Annotated in this window: 17 protein-coding genes; 12 read left to right on the top strand and 5 right to left on the bottom strand. The window is 51.1% G+C overall.

Going from position 1 to position 24,011, the window contains the following annotated elements; genetic code table 11:
* Positions 1-119 precede the first annotated feature (119 nt).
* The 10 genes from ACTJJS_RS18545 to ACTJJS_RS18590 all read left to right on the top strand — a co-directional run bounded on the left by ACTJJS_RS18545 (position 120) and on the right by ACTJJS_RS18590 (position 12,016).
* Complete coding sequence (locus ACTJJS_RS18545; RefSeq protein WP_440664796.1) at positions 120-638, top strand: RNA polymerase sigma-70 factor; 519 nt, start codon at positions 120-122, stop codon at positions 636-638.
* A gap of 100 nt (positions 639-738) precedes the next feature.
* Positions 739-1,728: a FecR domain-containing protein gene (locus ACTJJS_RS18550; protein ID WP_440664797.1), complete on the top strand. Its 990-nt coding sequence runs from the start codon at positions 739-741 to the stop codon at positions 1,726-1,728.
* Between the two features lie 223 nt (positions 1,729-1,951).
* Positions 1,952-4,504 carry a TonB-dependent receptor gene (locus ACTJJS_RS18555; RefSeq protein ID WP_440664798.1) on the top strand — a complete coding sequence of 851 codons (2,553 nt, stop codon included), beginning with the start codon at positions 1,952-1,954 and terminating at the stop codon, positions 4,502-4,504.
* 10 nt (positions 4,505-4,514) lie between these two features.
* Complete coding sequence (locus tag ACTJJS_RS18560) at positions 4,515-5,366, top strand: DUF4249 domain-containing protein (RefSeq protein WP_440664799.1); 852 nt, start codon at positions 4,515-4,517, stop codon at positions 5,364-5,366.
* A gap of 441 nt (positions 5,367-5,807) precedes the next feature.
* Positions 5,808-6,143: a DUF6686 family protein gene (locus tag ACTJJS_RS18565; protein ID WP_440664800.1), complete on the top strand. Its 336-nt coding sequence runs from the start codon at positions 5,808-5,810 to the stop codon at positions 6,141-6,143.
* Between the two features lie 205 nt (positions 6,144-6,348).
* Complete coding sequence (glsA, locus tag ACTJJS_RS18570) at positions 6,349-7,389, top strand: glutaminase A (protein WP_440664801.1); 1,041 nt, start codon at positions 6,349-6,351, stop codon at positions 7,387-7,389.
* 402 nt (positions 7,390-7,791) lie between these two features.
* Complete coding sequence (locus tag ACTJJS_RS18575) at positions 7,792-8,733, top strand: DnaJ C-terminal domain-containing protein (protein ID WP_440664802.1); 942 nt, start codon at positions 7,792-7,794, stop codon at positions 8,731-8,733.
* Complete coding sequence (locus ACTJJS_RS18580; protein WP_168870196.1) at positions 8,726-9,076, top strand: hypothetical protein; 351 nt, start codon at positions 8,726-8,728, stop codon at positions 9,074-9,076. The genes ACTJJS_RS18575 and ACTJJS_RS18580 overlap by 8 nt, the downstream gene beginning before the upstream one ends.
* Positions 9,073-10,494, top strand: a complete 1,422-nt coding sequence (locus ACTJJS_RS18585) for a DHA2 family efflux MFS transporter permease subunit (RefSeq protein ID WP_440664803.1) — start codon at positions 9,073-9,075, stop codon at positions 10,492-10,494. Before ACTJJS_RS18580 ends, ACTJJS_RS18585 begins: the two co-directional genes overlap by 4 nt.
* Positions 10,495-10,546: 52 nt before the next feature.
* On the top strand, positions 10,547-12,016 hold the full coding sequence (locus tag ACTJJS_RS18590; protein WP_440664804.1) for an ATP-binding protein: 1,470 nt from the start codon (positions 10,547-10,549) through the stop codon (positions 12,014-12,016).
* Here ACTJJS_RS18590 and ACTJJS_RS18595 read toward each other — a convergent pair.
* The gene (locus ACTJJS_RS18595) at positions 11,991-12,827 is read right to left on the bottom strand and encodes a CvfB family protein (RefSeq protein ID WP_168870193.1); all 837 of its coding nucleotides are present in this window, start codon (positions 12,825-12,827) and stop codon (positions 11,991-11,993) included. The two genes, ACTJJS_RS18590 and ACTJJS_RS18595, sit on opposite strands and share 26 nt — an antisense overlap.
* Before the next feature lie 141 nt (positions 12,828-12,968).
* On the opposite strand from ACTJJS_RS18595, the gene ACTJJS_RS18600 reads away from it, so the two are divergent.
* Together ACTJJS_RS18600 and ACTJJS_RS18605 are read left to right on the top strand one after the other, a co-directional pair.
* Positions 12,969-13,805: a sulfite exporter TauE/SafE family protein gene (locus tag ACTJJS_RS18600; RefSeq protein WP_168870192.1), complete on the top strand. Its 837-nt coding sequence runs from the start codon at positions 12,969-12,971 to the stop codon at positions 13,803-13,805.
* A 3-nt stretch (positions 13,806-13,808) separates the two neighbouring features.
* Positions 13,809-14,210: a DUF1634 domain-containing protein gene (locus ACTJJS_RS18605; RefSeq protein ID WP_168870191.1), complete on the top strand. Its 402-nt coding sequence runs from the start codon at positions 13,809-13,811 to the stop codon at positions 14,208-14,210.
* Between the two features lie 77 nt (positions 14,211-14,287).
* Here the strand turns inward: ACTJJS_RS18605 and ACTJJS_RS18610 are convergent, their stop codons facing one another.
* From ACTJJS_RS18610 to ACTJJS_RS18625, 4 genes are read right to left on the bottom strand one after another with little or no spacing between them, the layout of a single operon-like run.
* Entirely contained in the window at positions 14,288-15,997 is a 1,710-nt protein-coding gene (locus ACTJJS_RS18610) for a RagB/SusD family nutrient uptake outer membrane protein (protein WP_440664805.1), read from the bottom strand.
* A gap of 19 nt (positions 15,998-16,016) precedes the next feature.
* Entirely contained in the window at positions 16,017-19,121 is a 3,105-nt protein-coding gene (locus ACTJJS_RS18615; RefSeq protein WP_440664806.1) for a SusC/RagA family TonB-linked outer membrane protein, read from the bottom strand.
* Between the two features lie 34 nt (positions 19,122-19,155).
* Positions 19,156-22,158 carry a DUF4955 domain-containing protein gene (locus tag ACTJJS_RS18620; protein WP_440664807.1) on the bottom strand — a complete coding sequence of 1,001 codons (3,003 nt, stop codon included), beginning with the start codon at positions 22,156-22,158 and terminating at the stop codon, positions 19,156-19,158.
* 17 nt (positions 22,159-22,175) lie between these two features.
* Positions 22,176-23,546: an alpha-L-fucosidase gene (locus ACTJJS_RS18625; protein WP_440664808.1), complete on the bottom strand. Its 1,371-nt coding sequence runs from the start codon at positions 23,544-23,546 to the stop codon at positions 22,176-22,178.
* Between the last annotated feature and the right edge of the window lie 465 nt (positions 23,547-24,011).

Genomic DNA, 24,011 nt, shown 5'->3' on the forward strand with positions numbered 1-24,011 from the left:
GTATTTATCTTTAAAAGATCGATTTAAAAAATATAACAAAAAATTGGCATAATAAATCTTTCAGTCGTCGGATTAGTCGACAGAAATCATTTAAATCCTGTTTATATTTGTGCCTCATCATGTTGGAACTCCAGTCATTCGAATCATTGTTCCGGGAAAATCATGCGCAATGCGTCGCCTTTGCCACACACTACATGGGAGATTCCCATGCGGCGGAGGAAGTCGTACAGCAAGTGTTTTTAAGGCTCTGGGAAAAGCGGGATAGTATCACTATTACCGGGCCGGTGAAAGCGTACTTGTTTTCCGCCATCCGGAATACGGCGATCAGCCAGTGGCGCAAGGAAACAGTGAGGATGGACCGGGAAACGCATTACAGCACGATACGGGACTCCGCCACCGAGGCCACTGACCAGGCCCGTGAGCTGGAACGGCTGTACCAGCAGGCGTTGGACAGGCTGCCGGACAGGTGCAGGGAAGTATTTGTTCTGAGCCGCCAGCAACAGATGAAATATGCCGAAATTGCGGCGACGCTTGATATTTCAGTAAAGACAGTCGAGAACCATATGGGTAAGGCCCTTCGTATCCTGCACCAGGAGCTGAAGGAATACCTGCCTTTGTTAACTGGATTTTTATTTTAAAAATTATAGGGGGACGCATAGGGGAAACACAATTTTCCATGCGTCTACTTTTATGGACATCCGCGATAGCGGGACATGATAAAAAAACGTACAACTGCGCATGACATCAACCTATTTTGACGAGGCACTGTATACCTTGCTCTGCAAGTATCTGCTGAATGAAGCGGATACGGAAGAGCGTGCCTGGGTAGAGGCCTGGTTGCAGGAAGATACCGGCAACGCCAGGCTATTGGCGTCGCTGGGCAAAGTGTTGCAGACGGCCGCCGATCAGGCGGTAGCGGTGCCGGTGGAGACAGACCGCTCCTGGCAGCAGTTGTATGCGAAAATGAATGTGATGCCGGCAGCGGCGCCGTCCACGAAGGAGCCGGTTACGCCGGCGCGTAAATCCGGTTATATTTATACCCTGCTGAAAGTGGCGGCGGTATTATTAATAGCCCTGGGCGCCGGATGGTGGTTTCTGACCGCCAAAAAGCCGGCCGCTGTTTACGCAGGGCCAGCCACCGCCCAGCTGCCCGATGGCAGCAGCGTTCAGCTGATGGAGGATTCCAGGCTGGAACTGGCGAAAGATTATAACAACAGCAACCGGACCGTCAGCCTGCAGGGTGTGGCCACCTTCGATGTGGCCGGTAATGCAGGACAGCCGTTTGTGGTAATGCTGGGACATACAGAGGTAAAGGTGCTGGGTACCCGCTTTACCATACATTATGTGCCCGGTCAACAAGCAGTTTCTGTACATGTAGCCAGCGGTAAAGTAATGGTGATTGATCATGACAACGCAGACAGCGTAGTGCTTACACAAGGCATGCTGCTGCGGAATGACAGCCTCCGTCCGGCTTTCCGCATTGCCACACATGTCATTGATATAAAGAAAAAATCGCTTGCTTTTCATGATACCCCGCTGGAGGAGGTACTGCAAACCATCACAGAAGTGTATGACGTAAAAGTGGAACTGGAAAATACTTCCCTGTTGAAACTGACCGTCAGCACCAACTTTAATGGCGAAAGTATCGAAGATGTGATGAACGCATTGGCCATGACGCTCAATGCATCGTGGGAGAAAACAGGTGACAGACATTATAAATTGAAGTAGGCACCACCTATGGTTTTTAGCGAACTTGCCGGGAGACTTTCTGTAGCAGACCTCCCTGTGGGTTCGCTATTCAGCATTGTTAGCGGTGTGCTCCAATATCCCGATAACAAAGTCATTCATTAAAATTATGTCGTTAGCCGGCAAACTGCTGACGGGAATCATTTGTTTGTTTTTATGTTTTCCGTTAAAAGTTTCAGGGTGGGATTGGCAAACAAGAGTCACAGTGGTAGTAAAGGACCAGCCGCTGAGGGTGGTCTGTGAGATACTGGAGAAAGGATATGGCATCCATTTTTCATATAGCAGGGAACTTGTAGACTTGTCCCGTAAAGTTACGGTCACAGCATATCAACAGCGGCTTAAAAGCCTGCTGGAGGATCTTTTTGCGCCTGATGATATCCGTTTTACCCGCGTTGGCGACCAGCTGGTGCTGCAACAGGTGAAACGTACCACCCGCACCATCAGCGGATATGTACAAGACGCCGCCAGCGGTGAAAAACTCCCCGGTGCCACCATCTATGCCCCCACGCTCAAACAGGGCACCACTACCAATCAATATGGTTTTTTCAGCCTGACGACCGTCAAGGACACCAACAGCCTGATTGTTTCTTACGTAGGCTATGAGCCGGCCCTGCTGCCGGTTGACGGACAGGCCAACAGGATATTGCTGGTACCGCTGCAGCCATTGGCCAGTTTACAGGAAGTGGTGGTCAGCGGAACCGATAAGACCAAAATACAGGACCAGACCCAGATGAGCAAGGTACACCTGCCACTGGCCGCGGTACAGTCCATGCCCAAATTACTCGGGGAAGCAGACGTGATGCGCACCCTGCAATCCATGCCCGGCGTGGGCGGTGGTATGGACGGCGCCGGCGGCCTGCATGTAAGAGGCGGCAGCCCCGACCAGAACCTCATTCTGATGGACGGTACGCCCGTATTCAACTTCTCGCATTTCTTCGGGGTATATTCCCTGCTCAATGCGGAAGTGGTGAAGTCGGCGGACCTTTATAAAGGCGCTTTCCCTGCGCGTTTCGGCGGACGGCTGTCGTCCGTGGTGGATATCTCCCTGAAAGACGGGGATATGCGCCATTACCACGGAGACGTGGCGATCGGGATGATCTCCGCCAAGTTTAATGTGGAAGGGCCTATCGTCAAAGACAAAACTTCGTTTATTGTTTCTGCCCGTCGCTCTTACCCCGACCTGTTATATAATGCTACGCTCAGGACTGATGGTGAACTCGGCAGCGGAGGCGCTTTCTACGCATATTTCTATGATGTGAATGCTAAAATCAATCATATTTTTTCCGCGAAGGACAGGATCTACCTGAGCCTGTATAAGGGAGAAGATAACCTGTTGATCAAATCGGTGCCGGACAGCATTGTGCCGGATGCCGCCGGCCGGATGGCGGAAAGCAGCCGTTTCCAGCTGGGATGGGGCAATACCATCGGAGGACTGCGCTGGAACCATATTTACAATACCCGCCTTTTTTCCAACGTCAGCCTCAATTACTCCCAATATGCCTTCCGGACGGAGTACCAGTTTAAATACCAGATGCCGGCCACCGGACAGGCTTCTGACCTGTACGGAAAATATTTTTCGCGGATGGAGAATATCGGGCTGAAAGCTGATTTTGATTTCCGCCCGAGACCCAGTCACGCTATCCGCTTCGGTGGCGCTCTCATCGCGCATTATTTCCGGCCAGGACTGATGAATCTTTCCGATAAAGGCGCCACTCCAGTAATACCATTGGATACCGCTAAAAACTGGTTGAATATACGCGGCACTGAAATGTTGCTATACCTGGAAGACGACTGGCGGCTGGGCGAGAACCTGTATGCCAACCTGGGCGTACATGCGTCGGGGTTTGTGGTGGAAGGCCGCTTTTATCAGTCCCTACAGCCAAGACTGGGGCTGCGGTATATGTTACCGCGTAACTGGGCGGTAAAGGCCTCCTATACCCATATGAACCAGTATATCCATTTGTTGTCCAGTACAGGAACTTCGCTGCCAACGGATATTTGGGTACCCTCCACACAACGGGTGGCGCCTATGCTTTCGCGGCAGGTGGCGGCAGGCATCGCAAAAACCAGTATGAACAACGCCTTTGAATTCACCCTGGAGGGATATTACAAGACCATGTACAACATGATCGAATATTCAGACAACAGTACTGCGATTGCCCAACCCCTGGAACGGTGGGATGAGAATGTGGTGATAGGGAAAGGCTGGAGCTACGGCGGAGAGGCGATGATAAAAAAACAAAAAGGTTCCACCACCGGCTGGGTGGGCTATACCCTGGCGTGGAGCACACGGCAGTTCCCCGATATCAACAAGGGCCGCATTTTCCCTTATAAATACGATCACCGGCATGATGTGGAAATAGTCCTGACGCAACAAATCGGCAAACACTGGGAAGCATCAGCATCGTGGCACTATACCACTGGTGCGCCGCTTACGCTGCCGGTGGCCAGCTACCATGGAGTAGGCACAGCATCCCCCTGGGAGCCCGGCAGCGGTGTGGACATCGGGATCGACCGGTACGACGGCCGCTACAATTACCGCGCTGCCGATGTTCACCGGTTAGATGTAGGGATCACTTATACCAAGCAGAAAAAGCGCTGGCGTAAAAGCTGGAACCTCAGCGTATATAATGTATATAATCAGAAGAACCCGTTCCTGTATTACATGAAACGGGACGAAGAAGAAAAGCAGCGTTACCTGTCGAAGGTAACGGTGATGCCTATCCTGCCCAGCATTACCTATTCGATCAAATTTTAAAACCCAAGGCATGAGATCTTTTTTCGTATATGGTGTACTGTTCATGACATTGCTGAGCGCCTGTGAAGAGCGGGTGAATATCCAGCTGAAATATGAAGGCGACAAGATTGTGATTAACAGTCTGCTGCAGCCGGACAGCGTGGCTTATGTCCGTATTACCCGCAGCGTGCCGGCCAACGTGTACGACGAAAGCGGTTTTACGGAAATTGGCAACGCACAGGTCACCCTGCTGCAGAACGGCATTGCTATGAGCGCACTGCAGCAACAAAGCATTAAAGGACGTACTTATTTTGTGTCCAAAGAAAAGATAACTAACGGTAACAAATATACGATAAACGTGTCCGCTGCAGGACTGACACCTGTCACTGCGCAGGACACGGTTCCTCCCGCCCCGGTGGTGTCTGACGGTACGGCGCGGCGCGGCAGCACGCGGATCGTCTTCACGCTAAAGGACCGGCCTGGCGCCGCAGACTATTACCGGCTGCGCGTATTTACGTATGGCCCGGACAATCTGCCGGACACTACACGCAATTTCCGGCTGGACCCTGCCTTTAACAATAACCTGATTGACGTGATCGCCAATACGCACTATTCCAGCCTGGTCATGGATGATACACGCTTTGACGGCAAGACGGTCAACTTCGTGCTGGAAACAGAACAACCCATTAACGCCCCCCGTCTGATGGTAGAAGTCAGCTCGCTTACCTGTAGCGGTTTTAAATATTTCAGGACAGTAGATATGCAGACCCGGAACGGCGGCGTACTGATTACAGAACCGTTCGCGGTATACACCAATGTGCATAACGGTTATGGCATCGTTGCCGGTATTAATTCCCAAAGACTGGTGTTCAGTACGGAATAAGATGTATCACTGATAACATGCTGCACCGGAAAGTGATAATAGGTTGCATTGCGAACTATTTTTTTAGATCATTATAATTTTTCCTGATCCGATAAAGGCATTGTTTTTTTATGATGTAGGTTTGCTCATCAATAAACTGATATTGTTGCACCCTATGAAACCCCTGCGCCCGCTGTGTTTACAGCGGGCGCTTTTTTGGATAGGTGCTAAAAGAATGTTAAGGAAACTTTCCTTTTTGCGTAAATCGTTTTCCTGATCCGTCAATATCAGTTGTATGGTCCGATGTATTTTTGATTTACTAAAATGCTTCGGCGTATTTGCTATATACATTATAAAGAAAGGTGTCTGTTGTTTGTAACCTCATTTCAGTAAAGAGTGATGAATAAGTCCTGACAGCGGCCGGTTCTCCGGCTGCTGGAGGCACTAACCGCAAAATAGCTTATGTGTAATTATCAGACTTTATATCATAGCAGCCATGGATATGTGATCCGTTGCCCCCATTGCAAAGGTATTCAGATGGCCTTTGGCACCAGCGTTGTTAACCTGGCCCCGGAAGAGTTTTTTTGTTTCGCTGATATGGTGGTCCGCCTTTCCGATAATATTGACCCGCTTTATCAGGAACATGAGAAAAGTGTTTGTCTGCCTTTGCCCGCAGACCATGTGATGATGTTGTTAACGCCCGTAGAAGTAAATGCGCTGGCCCGCATGGTCATGGAAGTGCAGGCGTTATTGGAAGCGTATGCTATTTTGGATGGCGCTTCCCAGTCCCAGGGCTGAAGCCCTGGGTGACGTTGAGGCTCGTTTTATTTGAAAATGGGCCGGTGGATGATGCAACGTGATATCATCTCCCCCCCAATTCTTGTTGGTTATCTCCCAGAAATAACCGTCCTGTTTGAACTTTATTCGCTTCAGGGTGTTCTGATAGCTGCGCAGATCAGCTGTCCGGGCTGATATCGGTACTGCCAAACCAAAATCCTTTATCATGCCTTTACAAGAAATCCTGAAATATTCCATCACAAAAAGATCTCTGTTTTTGCTGGCGGGCCTAATGTTTTATTGGGGCCACAGCGATGCGCAGAAAAAAATCTCGTCTACGGAAAAGCGTATCCGCGAAGTGATGCAGCAGGCTTATAACCAGTTTAAGAGCAGTAGTGGCGGTGCCAATGCCAGCTACATTCCTTATCTGGCGAATATAGATCCTGAGCTGTTTGGGATTGCTATTTGCATGGCCGACGGGAAGGTGCTGGAGTTGGGTGATACCAAATATGAGTTCGGGATAGAATCCATTTCCAAAGTGTTTGTGCTGGCGCTGGCCATGCAGCAGCGGGGCGCCAAAGCCGTGGAAGACAGTATCGGGGTCAACGCCACCGGTATGCCCTTTAACTCGGTGATGGCCGTAGAGCTGGACCCGCATCGGGCAGTGAATCCGCTCGTGAACGCCGGCGCGATGGCCACCAACAGCTTTATCCGGGCGCCAAACAGTGCCGCCAAATGGGCCATGATAGACGATATGATGGCAAAGTTTGCCTCCCGGCGGTTGTCGGTCATCCAACAGTTATATGCCTCTGAAACCGCTACCAACCTGCATAACAGGGCTATTGCCTGGCTGCTGTATTCCTATGGCCGCTTTTATGGCGATGTCAGTGAATCGGTGGACTTATACACCCGTGCATGTTCTTATGGCTCCAGTACCCGTGACCTGGCCATTATGGCCGGCACCCTGGCCAACAACGGCGTTAACCCGGTCAGCCGTGAGAAAGTGATCGACGCGGTTTTGTGCCCACGGATATTGGCCACGATGATCACAGAAGGCCTGTATGACAATACCGGTTCATGGGTGTATCATACCGGTCTGCCTGCCAAAAGCGGCGTGGGCGGCGGTATTATCGCCGTAGCGCCGGGTAAGATGGCCATTGCGGTGTTTGCGCCGCCGCTGGACAAATCGGGGAATAGCGTGAAAGCGCAGAAGGCGCTGCAATATATTATTGATGAACTTAAACTGAATTTGTTGTCCCAGGGCTAAAGCCCTGGGCTACGTTGAGTTTATCATTGCAGCGGTAATTGGGTGTGTACGGCGGTAGGCCCTTCCCTGCAAGAGGAAAGCATGCTACAATACGAACTGGCCCCTGATCGTAGCCCTGGGCTACGTTGAGTTGCTGTTTATATGGACCGTGGATTATGTGCCGTGATATTGCTGTTCCTGCAATATGGACGTATACCGTAACGCGATCTGATCCCTAATCGTAGCCCAGGGCTTCAGCCCTGGGACGCCTGAGCAACAAACGTCGTATTGCCGTTCCCGTGGCAGCTATGCGACCGGCGTAAAGAATCGCTTTTTTCCTATAAAATGCCACTTTTTTCCGGTATATTTCTTGTGGCCATTTTAACTCCTGAACAAGTTTCAATCATCACATGTTGTATACTTATGGATGTAAAAGATTACTACAAGATACTTGGTGTAGAGAAGACAGCAACGGCGGAACAGATCAAAAAGGCGTACCGGAAACTGGCGGTGAAATATCATCCTGACAAGAACCAGGGAGATAAGGCCGCTGAAGATAAATTCAAGGAAATAAACGAAGCGTATGAAGTCTTAAGTGACGAGGAGAAACGCAAAAAATACGATCAGTTCGGGGAGAACTACAAGTATTACGAGCAACGCGGTGGCCGTCCGGAAGATTTTGATTGGTCGCAGTACGGCGGTGGCGGCAGGCAAGGCGGTTACACCTATTCCGGCAATATGGAAGACATGTTTGGCGGAGAGGGTGGTTTTTCCGATTTTTTTGAGCAGCTGTTTGGCAGCCGGTTTTCCGGAGGCGGCCGGCGGCAGCAACAAGGTCCGGGCCGTGGCCGCGATGTACAGGCCACCATGGAGGTGTCGCTGGAAGATGCCTATAATGGCGCCACCCGGCAGGTGGAAGTGAATAGCAGCCGGCTGAATATCAAGTTGAAGCCGGGGCTGCAGGAAGGACAGGTGATCCGTCTTAAGGGAAAGGGCTCACCAGGGCGGCAGGGGGGCCAGCCGGGAGACCTGCTGATCACTATCCAGCTGAGCGCTCATCCACAATACGAACTCAAGGGACAGGATATTCATATCGAAGTGCCGTTGCCCCTGTATACGGCTATCCTGGGTGGTAAACTGACCGTGCCTACCCCCGCCACTACTCTGAGCATGAATATCCCCGCCGGCACAGACAGCGGCAGGATATTCCGGTTAAAAGGCAAAGGCATGCCGGCATATGACCATAAAGGCGCCGCCGGCGATCTGTACATTAAAGCGGTCGTGCATATTCCGAAAAACCTTTCCGACAAGGAAAAAGAACTGTTTCAGCAACTTTCACAACTAAATGAGAATGGTCATGCTTAAACTTTTTGATTACCTGGAAGAAGTGATTGCCACTGAGAGAATTTCACAACTGAGAAACCCGCCCCTGCTGTATACCGCCAGCGAGATCATGCAGGAACTGGGATATAAAGACCCTGCTATGATACAGGAACCGTTGGACAGGGCCATGCATGCCTGTGCCTCTCTGCAGATACCTGTCAACTATAACTTTCATAAAATATTTTGCTTTAAGGACGGTGGTGAAATGGAAACAGACTGGCAACTGTCAGAGCTGGCCACCTATCTGCTGATGATCAACTGCAACCCGCTCAACCCGCTGGTGGCCAAAGCTCAGCTTATCTTTATGATGAAAGACCGCGTATGAGAGATGTCAACAGGACCGGTATTCTGATAGTGATCATCATGGGTACCACCATGGCGGGGATAGATTCGAGCATTGTCAATATATCCCTGCCCGTTATGAGTAAACAATTCAATTGTACGCTGAGCGAAATTGAATGGGTGATCACCGTCTACATGCTGAGTTTTTCTGTGCTTATGCCGCTCACCAACTGGTTAAAGAACAGAATCGGTTTTTTCAATCTTTATATCGGCGCTATTTCCCTCTTTACTTTGGGTTCGTTGTTATGTGCTTTGTCCACCACGTTGCCATCATTACTGGTAGGCCGTGTGGTACAGGCTTTAGGCGGCGGCGCCATGGCGCCTACCTCCATGGCCATCATCTCCTATGTGTTTCCGGCGAGGGTGCGGGGCGCTGTTTTAGGCTGGTGGGGCCTGGGCAACCTGGTGGGGCCGGCTATCGGGCCTACACTGGGTGGTATCCTGACAGAACAGTTCGGATGGCCTTCCATCTTCTACATCAATCTGCCCATAGGTGTCATCACCGTGGTACTGTCTTTCAAATACCTGGACGTACTGCGCAGCCAGCCCAAATTAAAACTCCCTTTCGATCTGATGGGTTTTACTTTGCTGACTGTTTTCCTGGTGTGCCTGCAATATGGCGTGGCCCGTGCCGAGGTGCTGGGCATCAGTTCTCCCGAAATCCTGATTACGCTGGGCGTGGCGCTGGTGGCATTGATATGTTTTGTTTTGCTGGACCGCCGGCAGAAGGCGCCGATCATTGATCTGCAGCTGTTCAGCAACTATTCATTTGTCAGTTGTATACTGGTCACTATTTCGCGTGCTGCTGCCTTGTTTGGTGGTTTGTTTCTCATGCCTTTTCTGTTGCAGGAGCAGATGGGTTTTTCAGAAGGCGTATCAGGGCTGCTGATATTGCCTAACTCGGCCTTTATGGCTGCCCTGATGCCATTTGCCGGTAAATGGTCCGATAAACACGGCTCCCGTGAAATATCCATGTTGGGTATAATGCTGCTGGCTGTTTCCATGTACCTGTTCTCTATACTGGACCGTGGCAGCGATATCTGGTCCGTTATTACAGCCATGACGGTGAGGGGCCTTGGCATGGGCCTGCTGCTGGCCCCGCTGAATGCTGCCACCCTCAGTTCGGTGAGGCCTGCTGAAGTCACGATGGCATCTTCCGTGAGCACACTGATGCAACAGGTGGGCGGTGCCATAGGTATTGCTGTGCTTGCTATTATTACCCAGACAACTTACAATAACCATGTGCTGGCCGGCGCCACCTCCATGCGGGCGCATCATCTGGCGTTGCGCGAAGGGTTTAACATCTCCCTGATCATCCTGCTGGTGACCCTTGTACCTGCCTGGTTTCTGCCCCGCAGAAACGTAGTACTGAAAGATGTTGATGCACATATCGATACCTGATGTATATTGGCACATATTTATGAAGGAATAAAATGGAACCATACCATTACCTATGGCTATAAACAGCAAGAAACACATTTTAATGATCGATGATGACGAGGATGATTTTTTCCTGGTAAACGCATTGCTACAGGACATTTCGCCCGACGAATATGTTTTGCAGTGGGTGTCTTCCTACAGCGAAGCACTGGGTATTATCGAAACCCGGTCGCACGATTTATATCTGGTGGACTACCGTTTGGGGGCGCATACGGGCATTGATGTGTTGCATCATTTCCGCAACCTGGGTTATAAAGCCCCGGTTATTCTTTTTACCGGTAAAGGAGATTACCATATCGATAAGGAAGCTATGCAGGCCGGCGCCGCGGACTATCTCGTGAAAAGCGAGATCACCGCTGTGGGACTGGAACGCGCTATCCGTTACACACTGGATAAATTCACCCATCTTAAAGCGATCGAAAAAAGCGAAAAACGCTACTTCAGTATTTTTGAAAAATCCAACGACGCCATTCTGCTGGCCGATTGCGAGCATCGTATTGTAGCCGCTAATCCGGCCGCCATCCGGTTGTTGCGTTATGAAGAGGTATCATTGTACAACAGTTATTTGGGGGCGCTGTTTGCCAATGAAAGCCAGATCAAGGCGTTTGTAGACCAGTTGTGCAGTGAAGATGGCGTGGTGCGGCAGGAGTTTGTGTTCCGCACGCATCAGGGGCAGCAGCTCGATGTAGTAGTGAATGCATCACTGCTTGATGAAAAAAAACAATTGTACCTCTGCATCATCCAGGATATCACGGAACGTAAAAGAAAGGAACAGGAAAAGCAGCAGCAGGAGAAGTTTGCGATCACGGGGAGGATAGCCCGCCTGATTGCCCACGAGGTGCGTAATCCGCTGACTAATATTCTGCTGGCCGTATCTGAATTAAAAACGTCTGAGTTGCCTGAAACAGCTGATTCCCTGTTGTATCTCGATATTATGGAACGCAACTGTCACCGTATTAACCAGCTGGTGACAGAGCTGCTGGAATCTACCCGTATGTCGGAACTGAATATGTTGCCGCAAGGCCTTAATGTGTTGCTGGAGAAAACCATACACCTGGCGGCAGACCGCCTGCAGCTCAATGATATCAAGATTGTCAGGAAATTACGCGAGCCCGATCGGCAAGTAATGGCTGATGAAGATAAGCTGATTATTGCGCTGCTGAACATCATCATCAATGGTGTGGAAGCGATGAAAGCAGGAGATGGCGTACTGGAAGTGGAAACGTGGCATGAAACTGACCGGGTGTTTGTTCGTATAAGCGATACCGGTAGTGGCATCCCGCCGGAAAATCTGGCGAAGATGTTTGAGCCGTTTTTCACCAGTAAGACCAAAGGTACCGGCCTTGGGCTGACGGCTACCCAGAATATCATTCTTAATCATAAAGGAACGATACATGTGGACAGCCGTCCGGGTGAAGGCACACAGTTTCTGATCAGTTTCCCGGTCGTGAAAGCTGCTATTGATCAGGATCAGCTTCTTTGATACCTGTTTGTGTAAAGATGATTTTTCGTTGTTTATAGAGATTTCCGATCGTCATCTTAAACGTTTTTTTGCTCATGCCGAAGAACTCCTGTATTTCTTCAGGGGTGGATTTATCATGATAGGGCAGATAACCGTTGTTTTCCTGTAGCAGGCGGAGTATCTTTTCCCCTTCATCTTCCACGCGTTTGTAACCGGCCTGGCCAAGCACCACATCGATTTTATCTTCCCGGATGCCGCGGATAAAGCCTTTGAGCTTGTCTCCCACTTCCACGCTGCGGAACAGTTCGTTGTGGTGCAGGATACCGGTGTGCCGGTTGTTGATGATCACTACATAGCCGATATCAGTACGGCGGTACACCACCAGGTCGACGGGGTCCATCTCCTTTACTGTCAGGTTTTCATTGCTGAGGAAACGGTCTATTTTTTCAGTCGCGGCAAGGCGGCCGGTCAGTTCATCGATATATATTCTCACGAGGTATTCCTGTCCGGGCACCATGCGGGTCAGTTGCTGGGACTGTGGCACGAACAGGTCTTTCATGAGGCCCCAGTCCAGGAAAGCGCCCTGTTTGGTAACGCTGACCGCTTTCAGGTTCACGATATCCCCGGCGATGCCGTAGGGTTTCTGCGTAGTGGCGATCAGCCTGTTTTCCGAATCGTGGTACAGGAATACTTCCAGTTCATCGCCTATTTTGGTGCCTTTAGGCACAAACCGTGACGGCAGCAGTATTTCCTGGTCAACACCTTCCAGATATACGCCGAAATCAGCTTCTTTTTTAACCCTTAACAGGTTATACTCACCCACCTTTATCATATTGAGAAATTAAGTATGTGGCTGCAAGTTACTTATAGATTACGGATTGTGGGAATCATATTCTGCTTACTTTTGTATCATTGGCCGTGAAGGGCTGTTTTTATTGCCTGTAATTGTCGATCTAAACCAACCAACCATCTTATGACGATTTTATTATTTACATTGATCCTGCTCGCCGGGGCCTTTCTGGCGGGGCTATTGGGGTCACTTACCGGGCTGGGGGGCGGTGTGGTCATTATTCCGCTGCTGACGCTTGGTTTCCACGTTGACATCCGCTATGCGATTGGTACTGCCCTGATCGCGTCTATTGCCACCTCTTCCGGTTCTGCTTCTGCTTATGTAAAAGAGGGGATTACCAACATCCGGCTGGGCATGTTCCTGGAAATAGCCACTACCACAGGCGCTGTGGTGGGCGCCCTGATAGCGGTATTTATCCCTACCAATGTGGTGGCCGTTATCTTTGGCTGCGTGCTGATCTTTTCAGCCTTGATGTCTTTCCGTAAAAAACCGGAAGCTGTTTCGGATGAAGATGTCAGTAAACTGGCGCGTGACCTGAAACTGAACGGGACCTACCCTTCCGGCGGGGAGATGGTTTCCTACAAAGTACGCCATGTTCCGGGCGGCTATTTTATGATGACGTTTGCCGGCGTGATGTCAGGATTGCTGGGTATTGGCTCCGGCGCACTGAAAGTGCTGGCGATGGACAACATCATGCGTATCCCGTTTAAGGTGTCTACCACTACCTCTAACTTCATGATCGGGGTAACAGCGGCTGCCAGTGCGGTGGTATACCTGCAACGCGGTTATGTCAGTCCCGGCTTGTGTATGCCGGTCGTACTGGGCGTATTGCTGGGCGCCTTCGGCGGCTCACGGTTGCTGGTAAAAGTCAACACCAAGTGGTTACGTATAGTCTTTGGCGTAGTGATCACCTTTTTGGCGCTTCAGATGATTTACAATGGTATCAACGGAAAACTGTAACAGATGAAGCGTTTATTCTCAAAACATTTCTGGGCCGATAAGGACGTGCAGCAACTGATCGGTAAACAGCTCCGGGTGGGCGTTATTACGTCCAGCATCATCGTGTTTCTCGGAGGAATGGTATACCTGTACCGTCATGGACATGAAGCGCCCGACTATGGCACTTTCGCCGGTGTGCGGCAGGGGCTGGACAATCTGCCGGGCATATTGCAGGGCATTATGCAGGGAAAAGGCATGAACGTGATCCAGCTGGGCATTGTGCTGTTGATTGCCACGCCTATTGTCCGCATTGCACTTTCCGTTTTCGCTTTTTTACTGGAGAAGGATTATCTCTACGTGGTCATTACCCTGATTGTATTGGGAGTGATCACCTTCAGTATGGTAGGAGGATTGGAGCGATTGTAAAAGAAGCTTTTCGTATAATGGAAAGGGTTAGTGCGCAGCACTAACCCTTTTTTTTGTGAATACAACTTTGATCGTGGTTACCAGCCGGTATTTTGCGGATAAGGAGTACCGGTGGTAGTGGCATCTATCTGGTCCTGCGGAATAGGGCGCAGCCAGTGTTTAGGGGACTTGAAATTGATCCTGGCATTATCGTCGCAGTGTTTCAGCAGCCGGGTCTGCAGGGTACCGGTCCTTACGAGGTCCAGCCAGCGCACGTTTTCGCCGGCCAGTTCGCGGGAACGTTCATCGAGGATAAAATCGATGTTCAGGTCTGCTGCAGTGATATCCATTTTCGTTTTATCACCGGTAGGATATGCAGCTCTTTCCCTGACAGCGTTCACATAGGGCACTGCTTCGGCGGTACGGCCGCTCTGCATCAGCGCTTCAGCGGCTATCAGGTAGGTTTCCGCGAGGCGGTAAGCGATCAGCGGGCGGATGGAGGGCGCGTTCATATCGGAGCGTTTGGTATCCACATATTTGGATAAAGCCGGCGACATCTTGATGGAGTATTTATTGGACGGTATCAACGTGTAAGGCGAGGCGGCTATCTGCGCATCGGTGAATTTGCCCTGTGGCATATAGATACAGGTGTCTCCCAGTTTCATTTTGGGCTTGCCGGGGGCGGCACCTGCCGGAGCGCCTGCCGGCAGCGGGTTAGGCCATACCGGAATGCTGCCCGCATTATTACAGAACCATACCGTCTGGAAACTTTTGTTAAAGCGCGTATCATTTTTCCTGTCTGCAAAAACGGTGTCTGTCAGCCATTTGGTAGGCACGGTGCGGATATAGGGACGGCCGTCTTTGATGTTACGCGCCATACCGTCTATTTTCTCGTATTGCGGCACAAACAGATGTACCAGCATATTGTCCGGCGTACGGCTGTCCTGGTTGGGAGATCCGTTGTAAGCCAGGCTGGCGGTATGTTGTACGGTCCACAGTACTTCTGCGTTGGCTTCGTTGCCTTCTGCGAACACGCTGCCGAAATCGGGCAGGAGGTTGAGCCCCAATGCCGGCGCGTTGGTCAGCAGGTCAACAGCAGTAGCTGCAGCGTCCTGGTAGTCGGTGGCTTTGGCGGCCTTGCTGCCGGCGCGTGTCAGGTAAACTTTAGCCAGCACATGTTTGGCGGCGGCCGCATTAGCGCGACCGGCATCGATGCCTTTAGGGCCGGGTGCCAGGTCTGGAATGGCTTCTTTCAGATCGGTGATAATGGCATCGTATACTTTGGCCAGCGGGTCTCTGTTGGCTGAAGTCACCGGACCGGAGATGAAGGAAGTGGTAAGGGTCACATCTCCCCAAAGCTGTACGAGCACAAAGTAATAGTTGGCCCGCAGAAACTTCGCTTCTGCAATAGCTTTTTTGCGGATATCATCAGTAATACCGGTTGCTTCGGGCGCATACTGTATGACTGCATTGCAGGTGTTGATGTATGTATAGATGTTGTTCCATTGTGATTTGAACTTGCCATCGCTGGGCAACAGGCCCGGGTCGTAGGTCATGAAGTTCTGGTTGCCGTCATTGCCTCTTTTGAATTCATCGGTGCCGGGCGTGGTCATGGAGAAATAATCTTCGCAGCCCCAGATGGTGCGGGTGCCTGCGTAAGAGGCGTCCAGTGCGGCGTTTACGCCTTGTGACGTTTTATAGAAATCCGGTACGAGTACGGACCGGGGTGTTTCGTTCAACATTTTGCTGCAACTTCCCAGGAGAGAAGCGGCGGTGAATATACCGGCAGCGAACCATATCTTTTTCATCACACACAATTTTGAAGGTTTATAAAGTAAGGTTTATACCGAAGAGCATAGACCAGGTGGCCGGCGTGTCTGCATTGATATTGCCGGCAGATTCCGGATCTACGCCGTGGTACTTGTTGCGGTATTCGGAGAAGAAGATGAACGGGTCCTGTGCGGTGACATATACCCGCAGGGACCGTGCTTTCAGCTTCTGCACGAAAGAACCGGGCACGTTGTAGCCCAGGCTCAGCGTTCTGATTTTCAGATAGCTGCCGTCGAAGTATCCCAGTGTGGAGTTGTATTGGGTTTGTGTTCTGGACTGGTTGGGTTTCGGGAAATAGTTTTCGCTGTTGTAAGGGGTCCAGTAAGGCACATTCAGGTTGTTATAGTTGCCCTGGAAGGTATTGGCAAAGCCGCCGCCATACAGCTTGCTGTTGAGCGTGCTGCCGATGCGGGCATACATCACCACCGTCAGATCGAAACCTTTATAGCTGAAGCGGTTGGTCATACCGCCTTCCCATTTGGGCTGCGGTGAGCCTACGATGGTGCGGTCGGCATCACTGAAGGTACTGTCGTTGTTGACATCTTTCACGCGGATAGTGCCGATAACGGAAGAGTTGCCGGTTACTTTCTGACCGTACCGCTGTGCCAGGAGTGAATCTGGTTTGGTATTCTGCCAGATACCGATGCGCTGGTAATCGTAGATGGCGCCGATAGGCTGACCAACAAACCAGCCATTGGAGATATCCTGTTGGATGCCGTTGTATAGTTCTGTGATTTTACCTCTGTTGATGAAGAAATTGAGGTCTGATGTCCAGGTGAAGTCACCGGCGCCTTTGCCTTGTATGTTCACGGTGGCGACGTGTACATCGATGCCCCTGTTTTGTGTTTTACCGACGTTCACGAGCACATCGCCGGGGATGCCGGAAGTGCCGGGCAGGTGCAGGGGCAGCAGCAGGTTGCTGGTTTGTGCGGAATATATTTCCGCACTACCGGTGATACGGTTGTTGAACAGTCCGAAATCCACCGCGAAGTTGGCCGTGGTGGTGTATTCCCACTGTAAAGCCGCGTTGGGGGCGGTATTGATAAACACACCGGTAACGTTGGTAGAACCGTAGTTATAGTTGATGCCTTTCAGTGCGCCCAGCGTCTGATAGGGATTGATGGCGGTATTGCCTGTGCGGCCATAGCTGGCGCGGACTTTCAGGTTGCTGAACACGCGCGATTCCCGCATAAAGTCTTCGTTGCTGATGATCCATCCTGCCGCGGCAGAAGGAAATCCTTTGAACTTATTGCCAGGTGCGAGGCGGGAACTGCCATCGCTACGGGCGGTAAGGGTAAGCAGGTAACGGTCTTTGAAACTGTAGTTGAGGCGTCCCATGTAGGAAACGATGTCCCACTTGCTTTCAGAGCCACTGCCGGCGAGGTTGAGGCCATAGGTGGAGTTGAAGTATTGCAGGTCATCAGACAGCAGGGTGTTGTTATTGTAATTGTTGGACTGGCCGCGGGATTCCTGCAAGCTATACAGGCCGGTGAAATTTACGTGATGTTTACCGAACTGTTTATCATAGGTCAACAGGTTTTCGAGGGTATAGTTCACATCGGAGCCGTATTTGTTTTCGCTGGTATTGAGGCTGCCGAGGTTATTGGTGGTTTTGCTGCCGTAGAAATTGCCGTAGTTATCACTTTTGATTTCCGCGCCGCCATTGAAGCGGTATTTCAGTCCGGGCAGGATGTTCACGTCCAGATAGGCGGTGGTAAAGGTTCCGTTGCGTTTTCTTTTTTCCACGGTGGCGCCGGGGAGGAAATCGGCCAGGGGGTTCCAGATTTGTTTCTGGCTGCCGGCGAGGAAGTCATTGATCACAGCGCCGGTGCTATCATATGCCGGCGCCATGGGGCTGGCCCTCAGTGCCTGTCCCATGGGGTTGACGCCTTCGCCGGTGGTGGTGGAGAAGTTGTTGAGGGAGCTGACGCCTATTTTAAAGATGCTGTTGATCTGATGGTCCACGCTTACTTTTACAGTGAAGCGTTCAAAGGCCTGGCCGGGGTATACGCCTGTTTCTTTGTAGTAGCCGGCAGAGGCGGCGAACTGTGTTTTTTCATTGCCACCGGAGATGCCTATCTGGTGGTTGGTCATGATGCCTGTTTTGTAGATGAGGTCCTGCCAGTCGGTGCTGTTGCCTTTGGCGAGTTGTCTTCTTTCCTCTGCGTCGAAGCCATCGATGAGTATCTGCGGGTCATCGGGGCCGCTGTATTTCAGCGGAGGGTCCTGTGTGCCGTTCCAATAGGCCCATTTTTTCAGATCGGCATACTGTTGGGCGTTCATGAGATCGTATTTGCCGGAGGGTTTTACGAAGCCGGCATAGCCGCTGTAAGTGACAACCGCTTTACCGCTGCGGCCGCGTTTGGTGGTAACGAGTATCACGCCGTTGGCGCCACGGGAGCCATATATCGCGGTAGAGGAAGCATCTTTGAGCACATCCACCGATGTGATGTCATCGGGGTTCAGGTCGTTGATATCACCGTTGTATGGGATGCCATCCACTACAAACAGCGGGGAGTTGCCTGCTTTGAGCGAGCGGGTGCCACGAATGAGGATGGTGGGTTTAGCGCCTGGTTTGCTGTTGCCGCCGCTCTTCTGGATATCGATGCCGGCGCCTTGTCCTTTCAGGATGGAGGTCAGATTGGCGGCGGGTATGTCGCGGAGCGACTGTGCGTTGATGGAGGTGATGGAGCCGGTCACGTCGGAACGTTTTTGCGTACCATAACCTACCACCACTACTTCGCTGAGTTCACCTTTATCTACTGCCAGGGATATGCTGACGTTGTTCATGTCAGTGTTTTCCACTTTCAGTTCACGGGAGATGAATCCGGTGTAGGTAATTTTTATGAAAACGTTTGCAGGCACATCTAACTGAAAGGTGCCATCTGCTTTGGTGGTAACGCCGCGGGTAGTGCCTTTTACCACGATGTTGGCGCCGGGCAGCGGTTCCCCGGTTTGGGATATCACGCGGCCTTTTACGCTGACGGTCTTGTTCTGTGCATATATCGGTAACGAATATACGCAGATGAACAACAGCCAGCATGCCATGAGTGAAAGCAGGCGCAGGGCATGGGCCTGCCATCCTGAGATCTGGAATTTCATAACGCTTAGTTTTTGTTGATAAAATGATTATAGGTTAGTTGGTAATGTCCTTGCCATAAAGTCTTAATGCCAGTTGGGCTTCAAAAAGGGATGCAGGGGCGACTGACTGTCCGGGCAGTTCATTGATGCCTGCATTATCCACCGTTACTTTGGAATCGGCCTGGAAGCCTTCTAGTATTGGTGCTGCGATGGTATAGTTCCGGCGGCGTTCCATGTCCCAGAAATTGTAATGCTGGTCTTTGGCGGAGCTATGGCGGAAGTTCCATAGCACCAGTTGTTTGCCATGATGAGGATGACCGGGCTCTGGTCCGCCGAGGTTATAAAACACGCCGCCGCGGATATCATCGAACAGCGTAGCATAGGGCTGTCCGGAGTGGCTGTCGAAATTCTGGTCGGTGCCCAGTGCGCACTGTGTGATGACCGTGCCGGCGGCGCTGTAGCCGGTGCCGGGGCCATGATGCTGTGCGCCGTTGAAATAACATTGTTTGATCAGCACACCGTAACCCGTACGTGCATGTACTGAGGCATGGCCTTTTTTCCCGATGAACGTTACGTTTTGTACGGTCACCTGGTATCCTGCGCGGATGTTGACACCTTCATTCCAGTCCTGGAATACGCAGTCGCGTATCCAGCTGTTTTTTACGTATTCCATGCCTACGGCTTCCCAGGCGTAGTCGTGGATCTCGTTTTTGTGATGCACAAAATCTTCCGGGTAACTTTTCCAGTTACTGGAGAAACGGATGCCGGTGATACCACATTCTTCGATGCTGTTGTACGCCACCAGTTCAAACGGTTTGCCGTCAATGAGGTGGATGTCCAGGTGCAGCGGGTTTTTGAAAGTGATGGTATTGCCGTTTATTTTTTCGATGGTATGTATTTCCTGTACCTGCATGCCACCGTCGTCGCCAAAGAGGCGTGTCCATTGGGATTTAAGCGGTAGCGGGTCGAAGTACCATTTTGTATAGGCTTCGCTGCGATGTTTGATGATAACGTCTTGTCCGGGCCGTAGCTGTGAAGCGTCGGCCACTTGTACCGCGAAGGTTTCGCGGGAAGCGTTGGCCGTGATGGTCGTCAGTCGTTGCTGCCGGTTTGCTGCCGGGCGGAAAAGAAACTGCCGGTCGTTGATTCTTTTTTTGTCCTGATAAATTTCCGTGCCGCCTTCCTGGCTGCCGCTGCCTTGCAGGATGATGTTGCTGCTGGTAATGAGGATTTGTTTTTTATTGTCTTCATCAGGTGCCAGCAGGAATTTACCTTTCGGGAAAAAGACAATGCCGCCGCCGGGATTGGCTGCCGCTGCGTCCACAGCGCGTTGTATGGCATCATCATCATACTGGTCATCATTGGGAACAGCGCCAAATTGGGTCACGTCAAATTTCTTCTTACCGGTCAGTTCCGGTAAAGGGCTCTCAGAAAAATGATAGCCGGCGTAGGAAAAATCGGGTAAAGTCGGTACCGTATTATTTTTCCGGGCGGCCACAAATTCTTTCCACAGGGGCGCGATGGGAGGGGCTGCAGCAACGGCGCCATCCACCGTAATATCACGGGCAACGCCTTCCAGTTGCAGTAGCTGGCCGTTTTCCGGGTGTTTGACCGCTTTCAGTTCCACGGCTTTGGAGTCCGCGATGCGTACCAGCGGTTCTTTGCCGGTATTGCCGGGCAGTGTCCAGTTGAGGAGCTGCACCTGTTCAATATCGCTGGCAATCACCGCTGGCCGCGCTTCGGGCTGATCGCAGGTATAGGTGATATTATGGAAACGAATATTTTTAGCGTGACGGATATACAGGGCATACGCCGGGATCTGTTTACCGAACATTTTTATTTCGGGATAATCGCGTTCCCTTTCTTCCAGTTTTACCCGGGCATCTGCAGCGGTGCCTTCGCCGGGAACATTGATGTGGATATTGTCGAGCGTGATGCCATCGATGTAATGTCCTGGAATACCGCTGATGAGCATGCCGGTCCAGGTGCCGTGTTTAACGGTCACGTTTTTGATGCTGATATGGCTAATGCTGCCGACTTCCTGTTGCGCATCGCCTTCGCGGAAAGTCTTCAACCGGGAGCCCAGGCGGATGATGACGGGCATATTCACTTTGTCCATTTTCACATCGCTGATGCTGATATTGCGTAGCTGGGAACCATCTACGGAAAACAGTTTGATACCTCCTTCACGGGCAAATGCCACATCGATATGGCTGATCTGTATGTTTTCGAAGTTGCCCGCCGATTCTGTACCGAATTTAATGGCGCCTTCGCCGGTGTTGATTTTGATGTTGCTGACAGTGACGTCGCGGCAGGGATAGGGACTGGTGGTTTTAAAGCAGATGGCGTCATCGCCGCTGTCAATGTCACAATCGCGGATCACGACTTTCTCGCAGCAGTCAATATCGATGCCGTCATTATTGCCCAGTCCGCGGCTTCTGATGGTCACTTTCTCCGTTAATATATTCGTACAATGGAAGAAATGCATGGTCCAGGCGGTGGGCCCCTGGAGGTGAATATCGGACACATTGACCTGACTGCAGCGGACAAAACGTACCAGGAAGGGCCGTCTGTCGTGGCCGCCGGAGGCCCTTACCAGCTTACCTTGTCCGTCGATGGTGCCTTTGCCTGTAATGCCTGTATTGTTGACATCTACCGCGCCGATGAGGGCATAACCCATTTGTTGACCGAGACCGTCTTTAAAACCGTCTACGATCTGATAGTCTTTGATATCCGGACTGCCGAGCAGGGTGGCATTTTCTTCCACCAAGAGCAGCACGTTGTTTTTGAGCAGCAGGGTACCGGTAAGCCACGTACCGGCGGGCACGCGTACCCTGCCACCGCCTTTGGCGGCGCAGGCGTCGATGGCCTGTTGTATGGCTGCGGTATTCAGTGTTTTGCCATCGCCCACAGCGCCGTAGCGTGTGATATCGACAACGGTATTTTTGTCCATGGGCACGCCCATGGAGGCTATCGACAGCCAACAGAAGAGCTGAAGTGACAGGAAGTATTTCATAACGCTGTGGAAATAGAGAGACGGGTGGCAACCGAATCTCATCAGTTGCCACCTGTTTTTTATAAAGTTCCGGTTGTTTCTACTTTGATGACAGTAGCGATAGCATCGGGAGCCTGGGTGGGCACGCTGATGACGAGTCCTTCATCCGTGGTGGTGGCATTGAGTTTTTTACCACCGGCCAGCAGTCGGGCGCTGTTGACTTTATTTTTCAGTCCGGGCACTACCAGTTTACCGTCAGCCGGCCAGTTGAATACGTGGAGATAGAGGGTGGTGTTGCCGTCTTTTACTTTCTTTGTGCAGCGTCCCCAGGGCAGTGCGCCTAAAGGGCTGCCGTTGGTGGCATAGATAGCTTCACCGTTTACTTTCATCCACTGGCCGATGCCTTTTAGTCCGTCGATACTGGCTTGCGGGAATTGTCCCAGTTCGTCCGGACCCACATTCAGGAGGTAGTTACCGTTTTTAGAGGCGATGTCTACCAGGTTTCTGATCAGTGTTTCCGTGCTTTTCCATTTGTTGTCATAGCTTTTATATCCCCAGGTGCCGTTCATGGTCATACAGGTTTCCCAGTCGCGGCCATCCAGTTCAGCCTGTGTGGGAATTTTCTGTTCCGGTGTTTTATAATCGCCGGGGAAGTTGGGTCTTTTGAGCCTGTCGTTGGTGATGATATTAGGTTGAAGAGATAATACCGCCTGCAATTTCTTCGCGTATTCGTCGGTCATGTTGGTCGGCGTGTCCCACCATAACACTGCCACGTCGCCGTAGTTAGAGAGCAGTTCTTTCACCTGTGGTACAGCAACCTGGTCGATGTATTCGCCCATGGTGGCGCTGGTTTGGGCCGGGTCCCAGTGGCCGGTGTTAGCTTGTGTATAGGCATCAATTTTAGCGGAGTCAGGGTTGGCCCAGCCTTCGGAAGTGGCTTTGCGGGCAGCGGCGCCGCCGGGGTTGTTCCAGTCCTGTGCCTGGGAGTAATAGAAGCCCAGTTTAAGCCCATATTTTTTACAGGCCGCAGCCAGCGGCTGGAGCACATCTTTGCCGTAGGGGGTGGCGTCAACGATGTTCCATTTGCTGGCAGCTGATTTGAACATCGCGAAGCCGTCGTGGTGTTTCGCTGTGATGACGATATATTTCATGCCTGCATCTTTCGCTGCTTTCACCCAGGCGTCTGCATCATATTTTACCGGGTTGAAGGATTTGGCCACCTGTTGATAGTCGGCCACCGATATTTTACCGCGGTTCATGATCCATTCGCCGCCGCGGCCTATCTGATGGCCCTGCCAGTTGCCGGCCAGCCGGGCATATACGCCCCAGTGGATGAACATGCCGAAACGGGCTTCCCGCCACCATTTCATATGCTCATCATGAGCGGTTTGTGCGAAGATGGATTGCGCAGCGCAGCAGCACGCAAGCAAGGAGAGGAATAGTTTTTTCATTACGTGTTGTTAGTTGTTATAGGTGGTGAAAATATCGATTTTGGTGAATGGCCTCCCGTGTGGTATTAAATGAATAATGGTTGATGTGCAAATGAATTGTCGCCTGGCTTATAGCATCTTTTTCCCCGTTTTTATTGCAATCGTTTGCATACTCTTTGCAAAAAATAAGCGCGAAGCGCTTTATCTATTTTATAGTGTTTGTTTTACACTTAAATTTTGATGTTCTAAAGATCGGAAATAAATCAGCCGGCGAGTAAGCTGATTTTCACTTTTTGTCATGTTTTTTTCGCAATGTGGGGAGAGCTGGGAAAGAATAGGATCAGGAAGTGTTTCTGAACTTTTTTAATATTGTTGAGCGTTCCTTAAGCACAACGGAGACATCCGATGTTTAGATAGTCATTTCTTCTTTCTCAAAAAACTATTTTGAAATTTGCAATCGTTTGCATAATTTAGAACCACAGCCAG

Origin of the sequence: Chitinophaga sp. 22308 (assembly GCF_052045305.1) — a bacterium.
Lineage (GTDB): Bacteria > Bacteroidota > Bacteroidia > Chitinophagales > Chitinophagaceae > Chitinophaga > Chitinophaga varians_A.